Source organism: Pseudomonas tritici (assembly GCF_014268275.3).
GTDB lineage: Bacteria > Pseudomonadota > Gammaproteobacteria > Pseudomonadales > Pseudomonadaceae > Aquipseudomonas > Aquipseudomonas tritici.
The window spans coordinates 2,263,348-2,284,566 of sequence record NZ_CP077084.1 but is presented as its reverse complement, the minus strand read 5'-3'; the positions used below and the strand labels follow the sequence as shown (position 1 = coordinate 2,284,566).

The 21,219-nt window shown below is 60.0% G+C and carries 18 protein-coding genes and 4 tRNA genes; 9 read left to right on the top strand and 13 right to left on the bottom strand.

What is annotated here, in order from left to right:
* Nucleotides 1-27 precede the first annotated feature (27 nt).
* The 3 genes from HU722_RS10285 to HU722_RS10275 form a co-directional block, all read right to left on the bottom strand.
* Nucleotides 28-1,611, bottom strand: a complete 1,584-nt coding sequence (locus HU722_RS10285; protein WP_065882508.1) for a BCCT family transporter — start codon at nucleotides 1,609-1,611, stop codon at nucleotides 28-30.
* A 303-nt stretch (nucleotides 1,612-1,914) separates the two neighbouring features.
* Nucleotides 1,915-1,991, bottom strand: a tRNA-Asp gene (locus tag HU722_RS10280).
* Nucleotides 1,992-2,010: 19 nt separating this feature from the next.
* A tRNA-Val gene (locus tag HU722_RS10275) sits at nucleotides 2,011-2,086 on the bottom strand.
* A 201-nt stretch (nucleotides 2,087-2,287) separates the two neighbouring features.
* Between HU722_RS10275 and HU722_RS10270 the strand changes: the two genes are divergently transcribed.
* The 3 genes from HU722_RS10270 (at nucleotide 2,288) to HU722_RS10260 (ending at nucleotide 6,302) form a co-directional block, all read left to right on the top strand.
* The gene (locus HU722_RS10270) at nucleotides 2,288-2,806 is read left to right on the top strand and encodes a sigma-70 family RNA polymerase sigma factor (protein ID WP_065872625.1); all 519 of its coding nucleotides are present in this window, start codon (nucleotides 2,288-2,290) and stop codon (nucleotides 2,804-2,806) included.
* A 6-nt stretch (nucleotides 2,807-2,812) separates the two neighbouring features.
* Nucleotides 2,813-3,787, top strand: a complete 975-nt coding sequence (locus HU722_RS10265) for a FecR family protein (RefSeq protein WP_065872754.1) — start codon at nucleotides 2,813-2,815, stop codon at nucleotides 3,785-3,787.
* Nucleotides 3,788-3,869: 82 nt separating this feature from the next.
* Nucleotides 3,870-6,302, top strand: a complete 2,433-nt coding sequence (locus tag HU722_RS10260) for a TonB-dependent siderophore receptor (RefSeq protein WP_065891409.1) — start codon at nucleotides 3,870-3,872, stop codon at nucleotides 6,300-6,302.
* Nucleotides 6,303-6,443: 141 nt separating this feature from the next.
* Here the strand turns inward: HU722_RS10260 and HU722_RS10255 are convergent.
* Both HU722_RS10255 and HU722_RS10250 read right to left on the bottom strand, forming a co-directional pair.
* A tRNA-Asp gene (locus HU722_RS10255) sits at nucleotides 6,444-6,520 on the bottom strand.
* Between the two features lie 19 nt (nucleotides 6,521-6,539).
* A tRNA-Val gene (locus HU722_RS10250) sits at nucleotides 6,540-6,615 on the bottom strand.
* A 159-nt stretch (nucleotides 6,616-6,774) separates the two neighbouring features.
* On the opposite strand from HU722_RS10250, the gene rdgC reads away from it, so the two are divergent.
* From rdgC to sugE, 3 genes are all read left to right on the top strand, one after another.
* Nucleotides 6,775-7,695 (top strand): recombination-associated protein RdgC, encoded by a 921-nt coding sequence (rdgC, locus tag HU722_RS10245; RefSeq protein ID WP_065872627.1) that lies wholly within the window; start codon nucleotides 6,775-6,777, stop codon nucleotides 7,693-7,695.
* Nucleotides 7,696-7,861: 166 nt separating this feature from the next.
* Nucleotides 7,862-8,827, top strand: a complete 966-nt coding sequence (locus tag HU722_RS10240; protein WP_065882506.1) for a bile acid:sodium symporter family protein — start codon at nucleotides 7,862-7,864, stop codon at nucleotides 8,825-8,827.
* A gap of 106 nt (nucleotides 8,828-8,933) precedes the next feature.
* Nucleotides 8,934-9,248, top strand: coding sequence for a quaternary ammonium compound efflux SMR transporter SugE (gene sugE / locus HU722_RS10235; protein WP_010211634.1), 315 nt, complete (start codon nucleotides 8,934-8,936; stop codon nucleotides 9,246-9,248).
* Nucleotides 9,249-9,360: 112 nt separating this feature from the next.
* Here the strand turns inward: sugE and HU722_RS10230 are convergent, their stop codons facing one another.
* The 4 genes from HU722_RS10230 to HU722_RS10215 all read right to left on the bottom strand — a co-directional run bounded on the left by HU722_RS10230 (nucleotide 9,361) and on the right by HU722_RS10215 (nucleotide 14,097).
* Nucleotides 9,361-11,235, bottom strand: coding sequence for an MFS transporter (locus HU722_RS10230; RefSeq protein WP_065872629.1), 1,875 nt, complete (start codon nucleotides 11,233-11,235; stop codon nucleotides 9,361-9,363).
* A 58-nt stretch (nucleotides 11,236-11,293) separates the two neighbouring features.
* The gene (locus HU722_RS10225) at nucleotides 11,294-12,442 is read right to left on the bottom strand and encodes a TDT family transporter (RefSeq protein ID WP_065891408.1); all 1,149 of its coding nucleotides are present in this window, start codon (nucleotides 12,440-12,442) and stop codon (nucleotides 11,294-11,296) included.
* Between the two features lie 106 nt (nucleotides 12,443-12,548).
* Complete coding sequence (locus tag HU722_RS10220; RefSeq protein ID WP_028615765.1) at nucleotides 12,549-12,860, bottom strand: cupin domain-containing protein; 312 nt, start codon at nucleotides 12,858-12,860, stop codon at nucleotides 12,549-12,551.
* Nucleotides 12,861-12,903: 43 nt separating this feature from the next.
* Nucleotides 12,904-14,097, bottom strand: a complete 1,194-nt coding sequence (locus HU722_RS10215) for an MFS transporter (protein WP_186755209.1) — start codon at nucleotides 14,095-14,097, stop codon at nucleotides 12,904-12,906.
* Between the two features lie 91 nt (nucleotides 14,098-14,188).
* Here HU722_RS10215 and HU722_RS10210 point away from each other — a divergent pair, with 91 nt between their 5' ends.
* Complete coding sequence (locus tag HU722_RS10210; RefSeq protein ID WP_065872632.1) at nucleotides 14,189-14,725, top strand: TetR/AcrR family transcriptional regulator; 537 nt, start codon at nucleotides 14,189-14,191, stop codon at nucleotides 14,723-14,725.
* Nucleotides 14,726-14,790: 65 nt separating this feature from the next.
* Here the strand turns inward: HU722_RS10210 and HU722_RS10205 are convergent, their stop codons facing one another.
* The 4 genes from HU722_RS10205 to HU722_RS10190 form a co-directional block, all read right to left on the bottom strand.
* Complete coding sequence (locus HU722_RS10205) at nucleotides 14,791-15,570, bottom strand: ABC transporter permease (protein ID WP_049709187.1); 780 nt, start codon at nucleotides 15,568-15,570, stop codon at nucleotides 14,791-14,793.
* Complete coding sequence (locus HU722_RS10200; protein WP_049709188.1) at nucleotides 15,567-16,499, bottom strand: ABC transporter ATP-binding protein; 933 nt, start codon at nucleotides 16,497-16,499, stop codon at nucleotides 15,567-15,569. Before HU722_RS10200 ends, HU722_RS10205 begins: the two co-directional genes overlap by 4 nt.
* A gap of 135 nt (nucleotides 16,500-16,634) precedes the next feature.
* A complete protein-coding gene (locus HU722_RS10195) occupies nucleotides 16,635-17,252 on the bottom strand; it encodes a glutathione S-transferase family protein (protein ID WP_065872755.1) in 618 nt (205 codons plus the stop codon).
* 57 nt (nucleotides 17,253-17,309) lie between these two features.
* Complete coding sequence (locus HU722_RS10190) at nucleotides 17,310-17,969, bottom strand: transglutaminase-like domain-containing protein (protein WP_065872633.1); 660 nt, start codon at nucleotides 17,967-17,969, stop codon at nucleotides 17,310-17,312.
* Between the two features lie 158 nt (nucleotides 17,970-18,127).
* On the opposite strand from HU722_RS10190, the gene HU722_RS10185 reads away from it, so the two are divergent.
* Nucleotides 18,128-20,575, top strand: a complete 2,448-nt coding sequence (locus HU722_RS10185; protein WP_065945636.1) for an acyl-CoA dehydrogenase — start codon at nucleotides 18,128-18,130, stop codon at nucleotides 20,573-20,575.
* Between the two features lie 189 nt (nucleotides 20,576-20,764).
* Nucleotides 20,765-21,172 (top strand): PA2817 family protein, encoded by a 408-nt coding sequence (locus HU722_RS10180; RefSeq protein ID WP_049709191.1) that lies wholly within the window; start codon nucleotides 20,765-20,767, stop codon nucleotides 21,170-21,172.
* The last annotated feature ends 47 nt before the right edge of the window (nucleotides 21,173-21,219 follow it).

The following is a 21,219-nucleotide window of genomic DNA, read 5'->3' as shown; positions in this document are numbered from 1 at the left end:
CAGTAACTCCTACAGCGGTTCAATCGATCAGCGGGCGAAATCCGGCACCGGGCTGGCGCCACGCGATTGCGTTTCGGGGGTCCGCTGAAGGCGTTTCACATCCAGCAACGCGGGATTTTTCAGCCAGAAAATCAGCGAGGTACTGGCCAATAACACCAGGATCATCCCGGGCAAACCGCCGAGATTGGAGAGCATCTTCACCCCGTCGATGCCCACAAACGCGACCATGACCCACGACACCGTGCCGATAATCAGGCCCCAGACGATCTTCAGCAGCGGGTTGCCGTCGAGATCGGAATCCGCGGTCACGCCCTTGCTGCACAGGTTGGCGATCACATCGGTGCTGGAGTCCGCCGCCGTGACAAACGAGATGAACGCTACGAACAGCAGGAACGCGATCATCAGGCCGCTGGCCGGCAATTGCTGGAACATCTGGTACAGCACGTGCTCCACGCCCTGCTCGTTCAGCACACGGTTGAGGCTGCCGTCACCGAGGGCATCGAAGTACAGGCTGGTGCCGGAGAAAATGCAGATCCATATCGCCGTGAACAACGCCGGGTAGAGCATGTTGATATGGATGAATTCGCGCACGGTATAGCCACGGCCAATCTTGCCAAGGAACAGCGCGCTCACCGGCGCCCAGGCAAACCACACCGACCAGTAGAACACCGTCCAGCTGTGCGGCCAGGTGTCGCCACTCGCGGCGCCAGTGAACAGGCTGCGGCTGAAGAAGGTGTCGAGGTACACGCCGAGGGACTCGACGCCGAGGCTGAACATGTACAAGGTCGGCCCACACAGCAGCACAAACAATCCCAGCGCCAGCATGATCCAGGTGTTGAACGAGGACAGCATCACAATGCCTTTCTGCAGGCCGCTAGCGGCCGAGGCGACAAAGGTGATGACGATGATCGCAATGATGATGGCTAGGCGGAACGGCGTGGTTTCACCGCCGATATATTGGGCCAGGCCACCGGCCAGGGTCAGCGCGCCAGTGCCCAGGGATGAGGCCATGCCCGCCACCAGGGCGAACATCGCCAGGGTGTCGATCAGCCCGGCGTAGCGCTTGACCCGCGCTGCGCCCAGCAGCGGCTCGAGCATGGCGCCAATGGAGAAGTTGCTGCGACGGTTATAGAACACCAGCGCAAACACCAGCGAGGGCACCAGGTAAATGGCGTAGGGGGTGATGGTCCAGTGCAGGAACATCGTCGACATGGCAAAGCTCTTCGCCGCCGAACTGCCCGCCTCGATCGGCAGGCTGGTGGGTGGGCCATACAGGTGGTAGAGCGGTTCGGCGGTGGTCCAGAACAGCACGCCCACGGCCAGCGTGGTGCACAGCGCCACCATGAACCAGCGCCATTTGCTCAGCAATGGCTGGGCGTCTTCGCCGCCGATACGCACCTTGCCCAACGCGGAGAAGTAGACGATCGCCGTCAGCACCACCATGGCAAACGAGCCGGCACTGAACAGCCATGAGAAGTTTTTCAGGATTAGGTTATTGAGCTGTTTGCTGATCGCCAGGAAGGCATTCAGGTCGACGTAGCTGGCGATCACCGCCGCCAGCAGGATCAGGAACGTTGGCCAGAACACCAACGGACGCAGTGGATATTTCATAGAGAGCCATTCCCCTTGCAGACTATTTTTATCTTAGAGAGCGGGCACTGCAGCATCCTGCTGCCGTGACTCGCCTGGAAGTCTTCGCGTGGCTATAGATAACCGTTTAAGCGGTCAGGGACGCAATCAACCAATGTGCATGGGGGTATTCCCCCACGTCATGACGCACCAGCACAGTTCAGGGCGAACATGCAGTGCACAATGGCAAGGCGCATTGAGGATAAATCGCAGACGAAAAAAAGCCCGCTCAATGAGCGGGCTTCTTGTGGTGACCTGGCGTTCAGCGTTCCAGGTAACCGAATATGGCGCAGCGGACGGGACTCGAACCCGCGACCCCCGGCGTGACAGGCCGGTATTCTAACCGACTGAACTACCGCTGCGCGTAACACTTGAAGCGAATGGTGGGTGATGACGGGATCGAACCGCCGACATTCTGCTTGTAAGGCAGACGCTCTCCCAGCTGAGCTAATCACCCTTCACTTTCGGTGTGGGCGGCATCATACACCAAAAATTCGCAATGTCTTGATTTAAATGCACTTTATTTTGGGTTTTTTCCAGAGCCCGGCAAAACCCCGTAAAAACGGGCTTCTGCTCGCGCAAATGCGAGTCTATTGCGTTTACCGGGTGCTTAGCCGCACAATTAAAAACTATTCTCAATAACGCCTGAGCCACGCTTATGTCTGTGGGTGAACCGCCATTCCAAAGGGAAATTACCCAGCTCTACAGCGAGCATCATGGCTGGCTGCTCACCTGGCTGCGGCGCAAGCTCGGCTGCCACCAGAATGCCGCTGACCTGGCGCAGGACACGTTTGCACGCATCCTGAACGCGCGCGAATCCGTAGCCGGCATTCGCGAACCCCGGGCCTACTTGAGCACGACGGCCAGACGCCTGATCATCGACCAGGCACGGCGCCGGCAGATTGAACAGGCTTACCTGCAGGAATTGGCCCTCACCGTGGACGCGCTCGAAGGGTTTCAATCGCCCGAGCAAATCCACACCACGCTTGAAGCCCTCGAACAGATCGCCTTTATCCTGGAGGGCATGCACGTCTATTCGCGCCAGGCATTCGTGCTGTATTACCTTGAGGAAATGACCCAACAACAGATCGCCCGACAGCTCAAGTTGTCGGAACGCACCGTGCGCAAGTACCTGATCCAGGCGCTCATGCACTGCGGCCACAGCATGGATACCTGATTGAGCATGTCGGACCAACAGATCGAAGAACAAGCCGCCGAATGGCTGCTGCGCCTGCATGAGGGCGAACTGAGCGAAGCCCAGCGCCTGGCATTTGAAGGTTGGAAACAGCAAGGTCCGCACTACGCCGAGGCCGCGGCCCGCATGGAAGCCGTCATCGCCCGCATGCAGGCCTTGCGGGGTAAAAAAGCACCGGCGCGGGCAGCGTTGAACGCAGCGTTTACCCAACCAAAAAGCCGTCGCCGCAAGAACGCCCTGCGCGCGCTGGCAGTGGCGTGCAGCCTGGCGATTCCGACGGCAGCATTGCTGGTGAGTCCTTATCCCCAGCAGTGGATGGCCGACGTGCGCAACGGGCCAGGCCAATGGCAAACCCTGCAACTGGCGGATGGCTCGACGCTGACCCTCAACGGCATCAGCGCGGCAAACCTGCATTTCGATGGCAAGCAGCGTCGCATTGAACTGCTGCAGGGCGAAATCCTGGTGGAGGTCGCTCACGATCGCACGCGGCCGTTTGTCGTACAGACGCCCCAAGGCACACTGCGTGCGCTGGGCACGCGGTTTGTGGTCAAGCGCGAGGGCGATATCACCGTACTCAGCATGCTCGAATCCCGCGTGGCCGCACAAAGCGCCAACGGCCAGCAGACGCTGGAAGTCGACGCCGGTTCGCAGGCCCTGATGCAGTCGACTGCCGTGCGCTTGGTTGGCACTGTCGACCCGTCGAGCATCAACGAAGCCTGGCGTCGACATCAATTGGTGGTGGAGAACCGGCCTTTGCCGGAGGTGCTGGATGAAATCGCTCGGCATCGCGCCGGTCGCGTGCAATTTGATCGCGACGCCCTGCAAAACCTGCGGGTGTCAGCCGTGATCCCGCTGGATGACAGCGACCACGCCTTGCAGTTACTCGCGCAAACCTTGCCGATCAAGGTGCAGACCTTTACGCCGTGGCTGATCGTCGTAAGCCCACAGACACTTACCCAATAAATAATTATTCGCATTTGCTTCCGGTTTTTTCGAGGCTGCCCGTCAAGGAAGGTAATTCGACACATAAAGGACTGCCTTCACCATGCACACCCCTTCCTACCCGCGCGGACGCTTTCGGCTACTGAAAAGCGCGCCGTTGTCCCTGGCCCTGCTCACTGCCAGTACGCTGAACACCAGCCTGGCCCAGGCCGACGCCGTCAGCGTCGCCGCCCAAACCTACGAAATCCCGGCCGGGCCGCTGGGCAATTCGCTCAACCGCTTTGCCCAGCAGGCGGGTGTGGCCATCGTGTTCCAGTCCAACGAACTGGAAGGCCTCAAAAGCCCAGGTTTGAAAGGCAGCTACGGTATACAGGACGGGTTCGACAGCTTGCTGCAGGGCAGCGGCTACCGCGCGGTAAAGGGTGATCAGGTCTACGCACTGCAGCCCTCCCCTCTCGCCGGCAACGGCACCATGGAGCTGAGCCCGACCGCCGTCACCGCCAACCAGTTGGGCAACGTCACCGAAGGTACAGGTTCCTACACGCCCGGCACGATCGCGACTTCCACACGCCTGGTGCTGACCCCCAAGGAAACCCCGCAGTCAGTGAGCGTGGTCACCCGCCAGCACATGGACGATTTCGGCCTGAACAGCGTCGACGACGTGATGCGCCACACTCCAGGCATTACCGTTTCGGCCTTCGACACCGAGCGTACCAACTACTACGCCCGCGGCTTTTCGATCAATAACTTCCAGTACGACGGTATTCCCTCGACGGCGCGCAACGTCGCCTACTCGGCGGGCAACACCCTGAGCGACATGGCGATCTACGACCGCGTAGAAGTGCTCAAGGGCGCCACCGGCCTGCTCACCGGCGCAGGCTCCCTGGGCGCGACGATCAACTTGGTGCGCAAGAAACCTACAGCGGACTTCCAGGGCCACGCGACCCTCGGTGCCGGTTCCTGGGACAACTACCGCAGCGAGCTGGACGTGAGCGGCCCGATGACCGAAAGCGGCAACGTGCGTGGCAGGGCCGTGGCGGCCTACCAGGACAAGCATTCGTTCATGGATCACTACTCGCGCCAGAGCCCGACGTACTACGGCATCATGGAGTTCGACCTGTCGCCCGATACCCTGCTGACCGTCGGCGGCGATTACCAGGACACTCTGCCAAAAGGCTCCTCATGGTCGGGGAGCTTTCCGCTGATCAACTCCAACGGCGACCGCAACAGCGTCAAGCGCTCGTTCAACAACGCTGCCGATTGGAGCAGTTGGGAGCAATACACCCGCACCGTATTTGCCATGCTCGAACACGACCTGGGCAATGGATGGGTAAGCAAGCTGCAACTGGACCACAAGATCAACGGCTATCACGCCTTGATGGGCTCGATCCAGGGCGACCAGCCGCAGCCGGACGGCACCGCGCAACTCACCTCGGGCAAATACACCGGGGAAACCGTCAGCGATTCCGCCGACCTGTACGTGAGCGGCCCCTTCAGCCTGGGCGGGCGCGAACATGAACTGGTGCTCGGCGGTTCTATCAGCGCCTCGGAATGGAAAGGCAAAGGCTACTGGAACCTCTCCCCAAATATCGTCGACTTCAATAACTGGCGCGGCCACGCCACGATACCGGACTGGGGCAAGGCGCAATCACTGACCGATGACACCGTGCGCCAGACGGGCGCCTATGTGACCACGCGGCTGAACCTCGCCGACGACCTCAAGCTGCTGCTGGGCGGGCGCGTGGTCAACTACCAGGTCACGGGCTATAACCCCAACTACCGCGAGTCCGGACGATTCGTGCCGTACATCGGCGCCGTGTACGACCTCAACGACACGTACGCGGTCTACGCCAGCTACACCGATATCTTCATGCCGCAAGAGAATTACAACCGCGATCGCGACAACAAACTGCTTGAGCCGGATGAAGGCCAGAACTGGGAACTGGGCGTAAAAGCCGACTTCCTTGACGGTCGCGTGAACGCCAGCGCGGCCTACTTTGAAATCCATGAATCCAACCGCGCGCTCTCGGATGACGAGTACAACAACCAGACGCCGATCCCGAACAACTACGCCTACAAAAGCAGCAAGGCCGTCACCAAAGGTTATGAGCTGGAGATGTCCGGCGAGATTGCCCCCGGCTGGCAACTCCAGGCCGGCTACACCCACAAGGTCGTGCGCGACGACAAGGACGTGAAGATCTCCACCTTCGAGCCCGAAGATCAGGTCAAGCTGTTCACCACCTACAAGCTCAAGGGCAACCTCGACAAGTTGACGGTAGGCGGTGGCGTGCGCTGGCAAAGCGTGGGCTGGCAGGACATCTATAACTCTCCCCATGGCGGCTATGAAGCGTTCTCCCAGGACGCCTATTGGCTGGTCGACCTGATGACCAAATATCAGGTCAGCAAAAACCTGTCGGCGACGCTGAACGTCAACAACCTCTTCGACAAGTCTTACTACACCAACATCGGCTTCTATAACTCCGCCGCTTATGGTGAGCCACGCAATTTCATGGTGACCACACGCTGGGATTTCTGATCCCCCAATAAAAAACGCCGCCGATCATCGGAAATGATCGGCGGCGTTTTTTTATTTTTGCAAAGCCCAGACAGCAAAAAGCCCGCTCAATGAGCGGGCTTCCTGTGGTACCTGGCGTTCAGCGTTCCAGGTAACCGAATATGGCGCAGCGGACGGGACTCGAACCCGCGACCCCCGGCGTGACAGGCCGGTATTCTAACCGACTGAACTACCGCTGCGCGTAACACTTGAAGCGAATGGTGGGTGATGACGGGATCGAACCGCCGACATTCTGCTTGTAAGGCAGACGCTCTCCCAGCTGAGCTAATCACCCTTCGTTTCGGTGTGGCGCGCATTCTACGGAGCGGCCCCAGGTCTGGCAAGCACTTTCTTAAATCTTTTTTTTGATAGCTTCCAATGGCTTAGGCAGGGTTGGCCTGGGACGTTATCAAGAGAATAATGCCCCCCTTTGTATAAAGGAGAGACTCGCCCCATGTGGTTCAAGAACCTGCTTATCTATCGCCTGACCCAAGATCTGCCTGTTGATGCCGAGGCGTTGGAAGCGGCCATGGCCACCAAACTGGCGCGCCCTTGTGCCAGCCAGGAGTTGACCACTTACGGTTTCGTCGCGCCTTTTGGTAAAGGTGAAGAGGCTCCCCTGGTTCACGTCAGCGGTGATTTCCTGCTGATCGCCGCGCGCAAGGAAGAACGCATCCTGCCGGGCAGCGTGGTGCGGGATGCACTCAAGGAGAAAGTCGAAGAGATCGAGGCCGAGCAAATGCGCAAGGTCTACAAAAAGGAACGCGACCAGATCAAGGATGAAATCATCCAGGCCTTCCTGCCGCGTGCCTTTATTCGGCGTTCGTCGACGTTCGCCGCCATCGCGCCAAAACAGGGCCTGATCCTGGTCAACTCGGCCAGCCCCAAGCGCGCCGAAGACTTGTTGTCCACACTGCGTGAAGTGATCGGCACCCTGCCGGTTCGCCCACTCACCGTGAAAACAGCACCGACCGCGATCATGACCGACTGGGTCACCACCCAAAAGCCGGCAGATGACTTCTTCGTGCTCGACGAGTGCGAACTGCGCGACACCCACGAAGACGGCGGCATTGTGCGCTGCAAGCGCCAGGACCTGACCGGCGAAGAGATCCAACTGCACCTGACCACCGGCAAAGTCGTGACCCAACTGTCGCTGGCCTGGCAGGACAAACTGTCCTTCATGCTCGACGACAAGATGACCGTCAAGCGCCTGAAGTTCGAAGACCTGCTGCAAGACCAGGCGGAACAGGACGGCGGTGAAGAAGCCCTGGGCCAACTGGATGCGAGTTTTACCCTGATGATGCTGACGTTTGGTGACTTCATCCCCGCGCTGGTCGAAGCACTCGGCGGTGAAGAGACCCCACAGGGCATCTAAAAGCTCATTAGATCTTATGTGGGCACGGTCAGTGTGGGAGCCGGGCTTGCCCGCGATGCAGGCACCTCGGTCTTCAGTTAAATCGAGTTGATGCTATCGCAGGCAAGCCAGCTCCCACATCTGATCGAGTTGCCACCTCCAGCACTCTAATAACAAGGACATCCCCATGCGCGCACTCGCCGCCTTGAGCCGCTTCGTCGGCAATACCTTCGCCTATTGGGTGTTGATTTTCGCCGTCGTCGCCTTCCTCGAACCCGGCTGGTTCATCGGCCTGAAAAGCGCCATCGTCCCGTTGCTGGGCCTGGTGATGTTCGGCATGGGGTTGACCCTCAAGATTGATGACTTCGCCGAAGTCGCCCGCCATCCGTGGCGCGTGGCATTGGGCGTGGTCGCACACTTTGTCATCATGCCGGGCGTGGCCTGGTTGCTGTGCCAGGCCTTCCACCTGCCGCCGGAAATTGCCGTTGGCGTGATCCTGGTCGGTTGCTGCCCAAGCGGCACCTCCTCCAACGTGATGACCTGGCTGGCCCGCGGCGACTTGGCGCTGTCGGTGGCCATCGCCGCCGTCACCACCCTCCTCGCCCCGCTGCTTACGCCGGCGTTGATCTGGCTGCTGGCGTCGGCCTGGCTGCCGGTATCGTTCATGGAGTTGTTCTGGTCGATCCTGCAAGTTGTGCTGCTGCCGATCGTGCTCGGCGTACTGGCGCAACGCGTGCTCGGTGATCGGGTGCGCCACGCGGTGGATGTGTTGCCACTGGTGTCGGTGGTGAGCATCGTGATCATCGTCGCGGCGGTGGTTGCCGCCAGCCAGGCGAAGATTGCCGAGTCGGGCCTGTTGATCATGGCCGTGGTGATGCTGCACAACAGCTTCGGTTACTTGCTGGGCTACTTCACCGGCCGCGTGTTCAAGTTGCCATTGGCGCAGCGCAAGTCGCTGGCGCTGGAAGTGGGCATGCAGAACTCCGGGCTGGGTGCCGCATTGGCCAGCGCGCACTTCTCGCCCTTGGCGGCGGTGCCGAGTGCGTTGTTCAGCGTCTGGCACAATATTTCCGGGGCGTTGCTCTCGACTTACTTCCGCCGCATGAGCGAGAAGGAAGACCGTCGCGCCCTGGAGAACACCCCGCAAACTTGATCAGTCGATCACTTTTGGGCACTCTTACGAGCTTCGCGGGGACGACCCCGCGACGCTTTCAAGCGCCTAATCCGGGGACGACCCCACCTAGCGTTAGGAGGTCATCATGTCCTGGATCATTCTGTTTTTTGCGGGTCTGTTTGAAGTGGGCTGGGCCGTCGGCCTGAAGTACACCGACGGTTTCAGCAAGCCGCTGCCCACGGCCCTGACGATTGCCGCCATGGCCGTAAGCCTTGGCCTGCTGGGGCTGGCGATGAAGGAGCTGCCGCTGGGCACGGCCTATGCCATCTGGACCGGAGTCGGTGCCGTGGGCACCGTGATCGCCGGGATTATCCTGTTTGGGGAATCCATGGCGCTGTTCCGGTTGGCCAGTGTGGCGTTGATCATTTGCGGGCTTATTGGGCTCAAGATCAGCACCTGATCCATTACCGCTGTCGAACCGCCGCTCCCACACCAGACCGCGTTCGCTTGAACAATGCGGTCCAATGTGGGAGCTGGCTTGCCTGCGAATAGGCCATTAATCCAGCCCGAAACTACCTGACACTCCCCCGCAACACCCCCACCCGTTCCTGCAACTGCGCAGGCGTCGCGGCCTCTACCGTCACCGGCTCACCCGCCACCAACACCACCCGCGACCAGATCCGATGAAACAACCCTTTGTTCGGATCGCGGCTGAAAAAACTCCCCCACAACCCCTGCAACGCCATCGGAATCACCGGCACCTGCGTCTCCTCCAGGATGCGCGTCACACCACCGCGAAACTCGTTCATCTCGCCATCGGCGGTCAACTTGCCCTCCGGGAAGATGCACACCAACTCCCCTTCCTTCAGATACTGCGCAATCCGTGTGAAAGCCTTTTCATAGATTTGGATGTCTTCGTGACGCCCCGCAATGGGAATCGCCCCGGCCGTGCGGAAGATAAAGTTCAGCACCGGCAAACGGTAGATCTTGTAGTACATGACAAAGCGAATCGGCCGACGCACCGCGCCGCCGATCAGCAGCGCATCGACAAATGAAACGTGGTTGCACACCAGCAGCGCCGCGCCTTCGTCCGGGATCGCTTCCAGGTTGCGATGCTCCACGCGGTACATGGAATGGCTGAGCAGCCAGATCATGAAACGCATGGTGAACTCGGGGACGATCTTGAAGATGTAGGTGTTGACCGCGATGTTGAGCAGCGACACCACCAGGAACAATTCGGGAATTGACAGCTTGGCCACGCTCAGCAGCAGGATCGACACAATCGCCGAGACCACCATGAACAGTGCGTTAAGAATGTTGTTGGCAGCGATGACCCGCGCACGCTCGTTCTCGGCGGTGCGCGACTGGATCAACGCGTACAGCGGCACGATATAGAAGCCGCCGAACACGCCCAGGCCGAGGATATCGAACAACACCCACCAGGCTTGGCCGTAACTGAGCACGGCGAGCCAATCGTTGGCCTGCACGTTCTGCGGGAAACCGCCGGAGTGCCACCACAGCAACAGGCCGAACACGGTCAGGCCGAATGAGCCGAACGGCACCAGGCCGATTTCCACCTTACGCCCGGAGAGTTTTTCGCAAAGCATCGAGCCGAGGGCGATACCCACAGAGAACACCGTGAGGATCAGCGTGACCACGGTTTCGTCGCCGTACAGCCATTCCTTGGCGTACGCCGGGATCTGCGTCAGGTAGATCGCGCCAACAAACCAGAACCACGAGTTACCCACGATTGAGCGCGAAACGGCCGGCGTCTGCCCCAGGCCCAGGCGCAAGGTGGCCCAGGATTCACTGAAAATGTTCCAGTTCAGGCGCAACCCCGGGGTCGACGCCGCCGCCCTCGGAATACTGCGGCTGGCCAAGTAACCCAATACCGCCACACCGACGATCGCCACGGCGACCACCGGCGCGTAATAGGTGGACGACATCATGATCCCGGCACCAATGGTACCGGCCAGGATCGCCAGGAACGTGCCCATTTCCACTAGGCCGTTGCCGCCGACCAGCTCATCGTCGTGCAGCGCCTGGGGCATGATCGAGTACTTCACCGGGCCGAACAGCGCCGAGTGGGTGCCCATCGCAAACAGTGCCAGCAGCATCAGTTCCAGGTGGTTGGTCAGGAAGCCCGTCGCGCCCACAGCCATGATCACAATCTCGCCGATCTTGATTGCGCGGATCAATGCGTCCTTGTTGAACTTCTCGCCAAACTGCCCGGCCAGCGCCGAAAACAGGAAGAACGGCAGGATGAACAGCAAGGCACAGAGGTTGACCCAGATGGACCGGTCACCGTCGATGGTGAGCTTGTAGAGAATGGCCAGGATCAGCGATTGCTTGAAGATGTTGTCGTTGAACGCACCCAGCAACTGGGTGATGAAAAACGGCAGGAAACGCCGTGTGCGCAGCAAGGTAAATTGCGAGGGGTGGCTCATCGTCCGTGTTCCTGCGTGGCCTGTTATCGATTCAGGCCACGACTTTACCTAATCCGGCTTACTTATTCGCTAGTCCTGCAATGCATGGCGAAACAAAAAGCTCACCTTTATAGGCGCCCTGCACCGTGCGTTTAGCGACGATCAGCCACATCAGCGCCAACGCCACCACCAACAGACAGCCGAATACACTGAAGAAACCCAGGTGCAGCAGGCCCGCCAACTTCAGTGTGGCCAAGGCGTACACCCCCAAGGGGAAAGTGAAGCCCCACCACCCCAGGTTGAACGGGATACCGGCGCGCAGGTAACGCAGGGTAATCAGTACGGCGATCAGCATCCACCAAAGGCCAAAGCCCCACAGTGTAATGCCCGCTACCAGCCCGAGGCCGTCAGCCATTTCACCGACACCCGGCAAGCCATTGGCCGCGAAGATCGCCGGCGCATCTCCCCCCAGCAACAGCATGCCCAACGCACCAGTGCCGATGGGGCCTAGCGCCAGCCAGCTCGACGCGGCCATATTGGCGTGGGGCAGTTTATGCAGGGCCATGCGCAGCATCAGGATGGTCAGGATGCTGAACGCCACCGGCAGGGAAAACGCCCACAGCACGTAGCTGGTCACCAGCATCACCAGTTGCGAATGGGCGTCCGCCAGGTGCGGTGCCAGCAGGCCACCGCTGGCGGCGGCGACTTCGGCGGCAACCACGGGCAGCAGCCAAACGGCGGTCATCTGGTCGATGCTGTGTTCCTGGCGGGTGAACATCATGAACGGGATAAGCACGCCGCAGGCCAAGGCCATCGCGACATCCAGCCACCACAGCGCTTCAGCCAGCGGGATCACTTCGCTGCCCCAACGCGGCAGGCCGAACAGCAGCAAGCCATTGAGAATGGTCGCGAGCCCCATGGGGATAGTGCCGAAGAACATCGACACCGTAGAGTGCCCAAAAATCCGCCGCGCCTCGTGGAAAAACATCACCCAGCGGGCTGCGTACAACACGCTGAACAACACGAACAGGCCGACCGTGAACAACCACAGCGCTTCGGCGATGGCGTGCAAACCTGGCAGGTTGACCGGCAACTGCGCCAACGCCAGCGCCAGCACGCCGGTGCCCATGGTGGCGGCAAACCAGTTAGGGGTGAACTGGCGAATCACTTCCCGCGGACGGGTCAGGTGACTGAAAGGTTTGTAACTGATGGTATTCGAGCAGGTCATGATGGCAATCCTCTTCCTCGCATGAGGTTAAGACCATGGTAGAACCTGATCGAATATCTATATAACGGGTAATATCTCTAACTGTTATCTACTTTGCAGATATAGTCTAAACGCTGCCTTCGCATTCGATCACCAGAATGCGCGCCGGGCCTTGGGGATGGGCGACATGCTCGGTGCCGACACTGGCATAGAAGATATCCCCTACGCCCAACTCCGCCACCTGTTCGAAGCCGTTGTCGCGGTAGTGCATCTGCACCCGGCCATCCAGCACCACGAACACTTCCTCGCCATCATTGATGTGCCAGCGATACGGCTGGTCAGTCCAGTGCAGGCGCGTGGTGATGCCGTTCATATTGGCGATATCCAACGCCTCCCAGGCGCGGCTGCCGGTGAAGTCCTTGCTGCGGATGATCTTCATGCTTGAATCTCGGTCGGGCGATACGAGAGGCGATTATTACCTATCAGCCGCCTGTCGTCGCCTTGGCGCGCGCCGAATCCTGCAACAGCAGGCCGACCAGTGCGCCGAGGGACAGCAGGATGAGTACCGCGCCGTAGCCGTCGGTGGTGACGATCAAACCAAAGCTGCGAATCAGGTTGCCCGCCAGCAAAGACGGCAGACAGAACGCCAGGTAACTCAGCACATAAAACGCCGACATCAAGCCCGCGCGCTCATGGGGCAAAGCCAGCGGCACCACACTGCGCAGGGCACCGAGGAAGCCCGCGCCAAAACCACTGCCGGCGATCAGCGTGGCGATAAAAAACAACGGCAGGCTGGCGCTGTGCACGGCCGTGAGGATCAGCGCCACACCGACTGCCAGCAAGCCGGCCCCCAGGCGCAGCACTTTGTCGGCCTGGCGATTGCGCAGTGTGAAGATCATCAATGCGCCGCTCAAGGTCAACACCGCCACCAGGCCGCCGCCGATCAGGTTGGAGGTCGAACCGGTGGCGGCCCGTACCAGTGACGGCGCCAGGGACAGGTAGAATCCGCCCATCGCCCACACCGCCACATCCACCGGCAGCGACAACAACAAGGCCCGGCGCGCTTGCGGCGGTACATGCAAAGTCGGACGCAGCGAAGCCAGTGCACCGGGAATACGGCTGACAGTTTCCGGCAGGCGCCATACGTACACGGCCTGCAACAGCATCAGCACCAACAGCGTGCAGTAGATCAACTGGGTCGGCAGCGGCGCGAATTCCACCAGCAGACTGCTGCCCATCGCACCGCACGCCATGCCCAGCAGCGGCGCCACGCTGTTGACCAGTGGCCCTTGCTGGCGATCCGTGTCGAGCAGTGCCGCGCCCAGCACGGCAGTGGCCATGCCCGTAGCAAAGCCCTGCAGCGTACGTGCGGCGATCAACCAGGCCACGCTGCCTTCATTGATAAACAGCAGCATCGCCAGCATGTTCAGGATCAATGCAGCGAAGATCACCGGCTTGCGTCCCAGGTGATCCGACAGTGAGCCGACAGTCAGCAGCGCCGCCAGGAGACTCAGCGCATAGACACCGAAGATCAGCGTGAGCATGCCTGCGGAAAAATGCAGGCCCTCCTGATACAGGTGATACAACGGCGTCGGCGCACTGGAGGCGGCAAGAAACGTCAGCAAGGTGACCGCAAGGAACACCAGGCTGGAACGCTGAGAAATAGGGCTAGACATGCGCACACTCCGCTAAAGCTAATATTTTGCTTTTATGGAGTGTGCTACCAGACTGGGCTTAAAGCAAATTCTTTGTGTTAAGGTTTTACACATGGCGATAAAAGAAGGCCTCCGCCCGGGGGGCCGTAGTGCCCGGGTACAAGAATCAGTGCATAGCGCTGTGCGCGAATTGCTGGAAGCCCACGAGCGCTCCAGCGTCACCGTGCCGATGATCGCTGCGCGTGCGGGGGTGACGCCGTCGACCATCTACCGGCGTTGGGGCGATCTTTCTGTGTTGCTGGCGGATGTGGCGTTGGCGCGGATGCGCCCGGACAGCGAGCCGGCGAATACCGGCAGCCTGCGCGGCGATTTGCAGGCCTGGGCCGAGCAGTATCTGGATGAGATGAGTTCGGAGCCTGGGCGGAACATGATGCGTGATGTGCAGTGCAGCCAGACGCCGGGCTATTGCGTGACCCTGATTGGCGGGCAGTTGCAGACGATTGTGGATCGCTACCCCGACAACACGCCACCCTGCGTAGACCGGCTGATCAACCTTCTGGCGGCGCCGACGGTGTTCAGGATTCTGTTTGCCAGCGCACCGTTGCAGGTTGAAGAGCTGCATGAGCTGATCGAATTGGCATTGCAATAATCAAAGCCCTACACGCCGATCAAAAATGTGGGAGCTGGCTTGCCAGCTCCCACATTAATCCTGTGTTACGTGCGCATCCCGCGCCCACTCACCAGCAGCTTCGCGCAACCGATATACAGCACCACGGTCGCCACCAACATGAACGTAATCGCCACGCTGATCTTGATATCCGACACACCTAAAATACCGTAGCGGAAGGCGTTGACCATGTGCAGCACCGGGTTGGCCAGCGACACGGTCTGCCAGAACGGCGGCAGCAAGGTGATCGAGTAGAACACGCCACCGAGGTAGGTCAGCGGCGTCAGCACGAAGGTCGGAATGATCGAAATATCATCGAAGTTGCGTGCAAACACGGCGTTGATGAAACCCAGCAGCGAGAAGATCGTCGCCGTCAGTACCACCACCAGAATGGTGACCCCGAGGTGATGCACTTGCAGGTGGGTGAAGAACAGCGACAACAAGGTCACGATCACGCCGACCATCAGGCCGCGCAGCACACCACCGGCGGTGTAGCCGATCAGGATGGTGTGTGGCGACACCGGCGACACCATCAATTCTTCAATCGAGCGCTGGAACTTGCTGCCGAAGAAACTGGAGACCACGTTGCCGTAGGAGTTGGTGATCACCGACATCATGATCAGACCCGGCACGATGTATTCCATGTAGGTGAAACCACCCATGTCACCGATCTGCCGGCCGATCAGATTACCGAAGATCACGAAGTACAGAACCATGGTGATCGCCGGCGGCAGCAGGGTCTGCGGCCAGATCCGGGTAAAGCGCTTCACTTCGCGATAGACGATGGTTTGCAGCGCGACGAGGTTGGGTTGCAGTTCGGAACTCATACCGCCACCTTCGCCAGATTTTTCTCCACCAGGGACACGAACAACTCCTCAAGGCGATTGGTTTTATTGCGCAGGCTCAGCACTTCGATGTTCTGGGTCGCCAACTGCGTAAACAGCGCGGTGATGCCCATGGCTTTATCCACCTGCACTTCCAGGGTATGGCTGTCCAGCAGACGACTTGGGTAGCCCATCAGCTGCGGCGCCACCGACAGGTTATTTTTCAGGTCGAGCAAAAAGGTTTCCACATGCAACTGGCCCAGCAGGTTACGCATGCTGGTGTTCTCGACGATGGTGCCATGGTCGATGATGCCGATGTTGCGGCACAGCTGCTCAGCCTCCTCCAGGTAGTGGGTGGTGAGGATGATAGTGATGCCTTTCTCGTTCAGCTCGGTGAGGAATGTCCACATCGAACGGCGTAGCTCGATATCCACGCCAGCAGTGGGCTCATCAAGGATGAGAAGGCGCGGCTCATGCACCAGCGCACGGGCGATCATCAAGCGGCGCTTCATGCCGCCGGACAGCGAGCGCGAAGGCACATCGCGCTTGTCCCACAGGCCCAGTTGGGTCAGGTATTGCTCGGCGCGTTCCTTGGCGATTTTCGCCGGAATGCCGTAGTAGCCTGCCTGGGTCACGACAATATCGAAGGTCTTTTCAAACTGGTTGAAGTTGAACTCCTGGGGCACCACGCCGATGGAACGCTTGAGCGCCGCCGGGGATTTGTCCAGGTCGTGGCCGAAGATATTTACCGAGCCGCTGGTCTTGTTGACCAGGGTCGAGAGGATGCCGATGGTGGTGGATTTGCCGGCGCCGTTGGGGCCGAGCAAGGCGAAGAAGTCACCTTCGGCAACGTCCAGATCGATACCACTCAGGGCCTGGAAACCGTTGCCGTAGGTTTTGGTTAGCTGCCGGATGGACAGAGCGGAACTCATATCGGGATACGCACCAAAGAAGGGAATAGAAAGAATAGATGAGGGCGCAGCGCAGGTAGTTCAACCTGCGATGCATGGCGGGCATGGTGCTTGCCCGCGCGGCACAAGTACAGTCACCTGTATTAATAGTCAGTATTAAGTCAACGCGGTCATGACCGCCTTGCGGTAGGCCGGTCGCTGCTGCAGGCGCTGGTACCAGGCCTCTAGATGGGGCATTGCGGGCCGTTCGATGGGCATTTCAAACCAGGCGTAGATGAAGCTGCCCAAGGGGATATCGCCCATGCCGACCTCATTGCCCGACAGATACGGCTGTGTGGCGAGCGCCTCGTCAACGGTCTTGAGCACATCGATACAGGTTTGGCGCCCGGCGTGGATGCTGTCCCAATTCTGTTTTTCGGCCGGGGTGCGCAGCACGCCCCAGAACACGATCTTGAACGGTTCGGCGAACGTGGAAGTGGTCCAGTCCATCCACTTCTCCGCGTTGGCGCGGGTTTTCAGGTCACTCGGGTACCAGCTGGACGCCTGCTTGGCGCAGAGGTAACGCACGATGGTGTTGGATTCCCACAGCACAAAGTCGCCGTCTTCGATCATCGGCACCCGACCGTTAGGGTTCAACGCTCGGTATTGCGGTGTGTCGACCACACCAAACGCCCCGCCCGCATCAATTGCCTCATAGTCCAGGCCGAGCTCCTCGGCGCACCACAGTGCTTTCCTGACGTTTGATGAATTTTTACGACCCCAGATCTTCAGCATGACCGCGCCTTTATTGTTGATGAACATGGCTGGATGAACGCAGCAGCATACGCCGGTTCAGGCGCGGCTTAAATCGCTGTGCATATCGCCAAGCAGGGGCGGCATATCCTCGGCAAACAGGTGCGGGTAACACTGCTGGATATGGGCGAAGAAAAACGCCTCGGGCACGTCAGTAAATTGCCCATGGTCGATCACGTACTCCATCGAACGCTGGCCCTGGCGGTTGAAAGCGTGGAAAACGCTGTCGTTGATACCGTCGAAATCCAGCGGCGGCACGTCGAACACATCGCACAGTTGCCTGTTGAACGCGGGCGTGGCTTTGACCCAGCGATCATTCAGGTAAAGCTCGGTATAACCGTGCATGGCAAACACGTCACTCTTGAGCAAGGCGAGCAGGCGCGGGGTCGACAAGTGATTGCGCACGTCCGCCAGGCCGATGCGCGCCGGGATGCCGCAATGGCGGGCACAGGCCGCGAGCAACGTGGCCTTGGGCACGCAGTAGCTTTCGCCGGTGGACAGGGCGAAGCTGGCACTTAATGTGTCTGGATCGCGACTGAAGGTGTAGGGGTTGTAGCGAATCGCCTCACGCACGGCGTAGTAAAGGCTGACTGCCTGGTCACTTAAGTTCGCACGGGTTCCGCGATGTTTTTCGGCGAACTCCACCACCGCAGGGTGGTCACTATCGATGAAGCGGCTGGGACTCAGGTAGGTATCCATGAGTGTTATCTCCAAAGGAAGCCTGGAGTCTAACCACAGGCCTGCCGTGGAGTTAACGACGAATCGGCCAAATCTCGTTACACCCTGATCACCCCGCTTGCTCGGATGCCGACTAAGCTCCCTGGTGGTTTCGCCCCTGGTTTCACGGAGGATTGAATATGCTGTTGTTGTGGATACTGGTGCTGGTGGTCGGCATTGCCTACCTCGCACACCGCCGCGTCGCCCCCCTGCCCGCCTTGGGCGTGGTCGCCGTCTACTTGCTGGCGATGGGCGCCTGGAGCCACGCGCCGGGTTGGCTGCTGCTGATCTTCTGGGTGTTGATCGCGGTTGTGGCCGCGCCGCTGTTGCTACCCGATCTGCGCCGCCAATACTTCACCAAGCCGCTGTTCAGCTGGTTCCAGAAAGTCCTGCCGCCGATGTCCGAAACCGAGCGCGACGCCATCGACGCTGGCACCGTTTGGTGGGACGGCGAGCTGTTCAGTGGTCGCCCTGACTGGGACAAGTTGCTGGCCTATCCCAAGGTCCAACTGACCGAAGAAGAACAGGCCTTTATCGACGGCCCGACCGAAGAACTCTGCGCCATGGTCAGCGATTGGGAAATCGGCCAGGCCATGGACCTGCCGCCGGCTGCCTGGGAACACATCAAGACCCACGGCTTTTTCGCGCTGATCATTCCCAAGGAATATGGCGGCAAGGGTTTCTCGGCGTATGCCCACTCCCAGGTCGCGATGAAACTTGCCACCCGCAGCGGTGACCTCGCGTCTACCGTGATGGTGCCCAACTCCCTCGGCCCGGCCGAACTGCTGCTGCACTACGGCACCGACGAACAACGCAACCATTACCTGCCGCGCCTGGCCCGTGGCGATGACATCCCTTGCTTTGCGTTGACCGGCCCGCTGGCGGGTTCCGACGCTGGCGCCATGCCCGACACTGGCGTGATCTGCAAAGGTGAATGGGAAGGCAAGGAAACCCTCGGCCTGCGCTTGAACTGGGAAAAACGCTACATCACCCTTGGCCCGGTCGCGACCCTGCTGGGCCTGGCCTTCAAGGCCCATGACCCGGACCACCTGCTGGGTGAAGAAGAAGACCTGGGCATCAGCCTGGCGCTGATCCCGACCGACACCCCCGGCGTGGAAATCGGCCGCCGCCACCTCCCCCTCGGCGCCGCCTTCATGAACGGCCCCAACTCCGGCAAGGATGTGTTCATTCCCTTGGAGTACCTCATCGGTGGCCAGGAAATGCTTGGCAAGGGCTGGATGATGCTGATGAACTGCCTGTCGGTAGGCCGTTCGATTTCCCTGCCCGCCGTAGGGACCGGCGCCGCCAAGTTCACCAGCCTGGTGACCGGCCAATATGCGCAGGTGCGCGAACAGTTCAACGTGCCACTGTCGGCCTTCGAAGGTATCCAGGAAGCCCTGGCCCGTATCGGCGGCAACGCCTGGCTGATGGACAGCGCGCGCATGCTGACCGCCAATGCCGTGGACCTTGGGGAGAAACCTTCGGTACTGTCGGCGATCCTCAAATACCACCTCACCGAACGTGGCCGCGAGTGCATCGGCCACGCCATGGACGTGCACGGTGGCAAGGGCATCATCATGGGCCCGAACAATTACCTGGGCCGCAGCTGGCAAGGTGCGCCGATCTTCATCACCGTGGAAGGCGCGAATATCCTCTCGCGCAACCTGATGATCTTCGGCCAGGGCGCCATCCGTTGCCATCCGTTCGTGCTCAAGGAAATGGCCCTGGCCGGTCGCGAAGACCATGACCAGGCGCTGAAGGAATTCGACGGCCTGCTGATGCAACATATCGGTTTCGCCGTGAGCAACGCCGCCAGCACTCTGGTGCTGAACCTGGGCGTAGGTCATTTCGAGAAAGCGCCGGGCAACCGTTTGAGCCAGGGGTATTTCCGCGCATTGAACCGTCAGGCTGCCGCGTTCGCGCTGCTGGCCGACCTGAGCATGATGCTGCTGGGTGGCGAGCTGAAGCGCCGCGAACGCCTGTCGGCACGCCTGGGTGATGTGCTGAGCCATATGTACCTGGCTTCGGCCGCACTCAAGCGTTATCACGACCTGGATTCACCGGATCATCTGCAACCGCTGTTCACCTGGGCCATGGAAGAGAGCCTCGGCGAGTCGGAGCGGGCGTTGGATGAACTGCTGAGCAACTTCCCGAACAAGGTCCTGGGCTGCCTGCTGCGGGTGATCGTGTTCCCGTTCGGGCGTCGCCATACCGGTCCGTCCGATGCACTGGATGCCGAAGTGGCTGCGGTAATCGGCCGTGCCAAAGGCGACCCAACCCTGGAAGAACTGCTCGCCGGCTGCTACCGCCCGCAATCGGCGGAAGACCCAGTGGGTGCCCTGCAACATGCCTACGACCTGCTCGGCGCGAGCCATCCGCTGCAGAAAAAACTGCACACCGCGTTGAAAAGCGGCCAGGTCAAACCGGCTGCCGGGGAACATGCCATCGACGCCGCGCTGCACGCCGGGGTACTGCAACCGGCTGAGGCGCAAACGTTGCGTGATGCCGAAGCGGCACGGCGCAAGGTCATCGACGTGGATGATTTCAGCAAGGAAGAGCTGACCCAGGCTGAGGGTAAAGTCCGCTGACCCCAGCGGTCATATAACTACGGGCAAAGTGCCCTGCCTCACAAATACTGATCCATTTTGACGGCGTCTGTTGTCGCCACGCTGCGTTGCCTGACAACAACAGCCACTCGTCAAAATGAATCGTATTTGTGAGGCAGGGCACCGAGGCATATACTCTCGCGCCCGTTTTTGCTTTAGAGGACTTATCTCGTGTCCAACATCGTTGCCGATCATCTCGTCTTGCTCGACCACTTGCGCAGCATCCTGGTTGCCGTCGGCGAAGCCGAGCAGGTGCCCGAGGAAAGCCATACGCTGTTTCTGGAGCGTTTTGACGAATTGCGCGCCCTGCTGCCGATCGATCCGATTGAAAGCCAATACCTGGGCCAGGACCTGATGAGCCAAGTCATCCTGCGCTACCCACAAATTGCCCACTTGGTGCCGCGCGACCTGCTGTGGTTCTTTGGCGGTGACTGCCTGCACTTTATGCCCGACGAAGAACTGGACCTGTACCAGGCCCTGGAAGAACGTCGCTTCGAAGCCGAACAAAACGACGAACCATTCGACTGGAACCGGGAAAAACAGCTGCTGGCCATGCCACAAGACCAGAGCAAGCACTGATTCCTGTGGGAGCTGGCTTGCCTGCGATGGCATCACCTCGGTTTAAC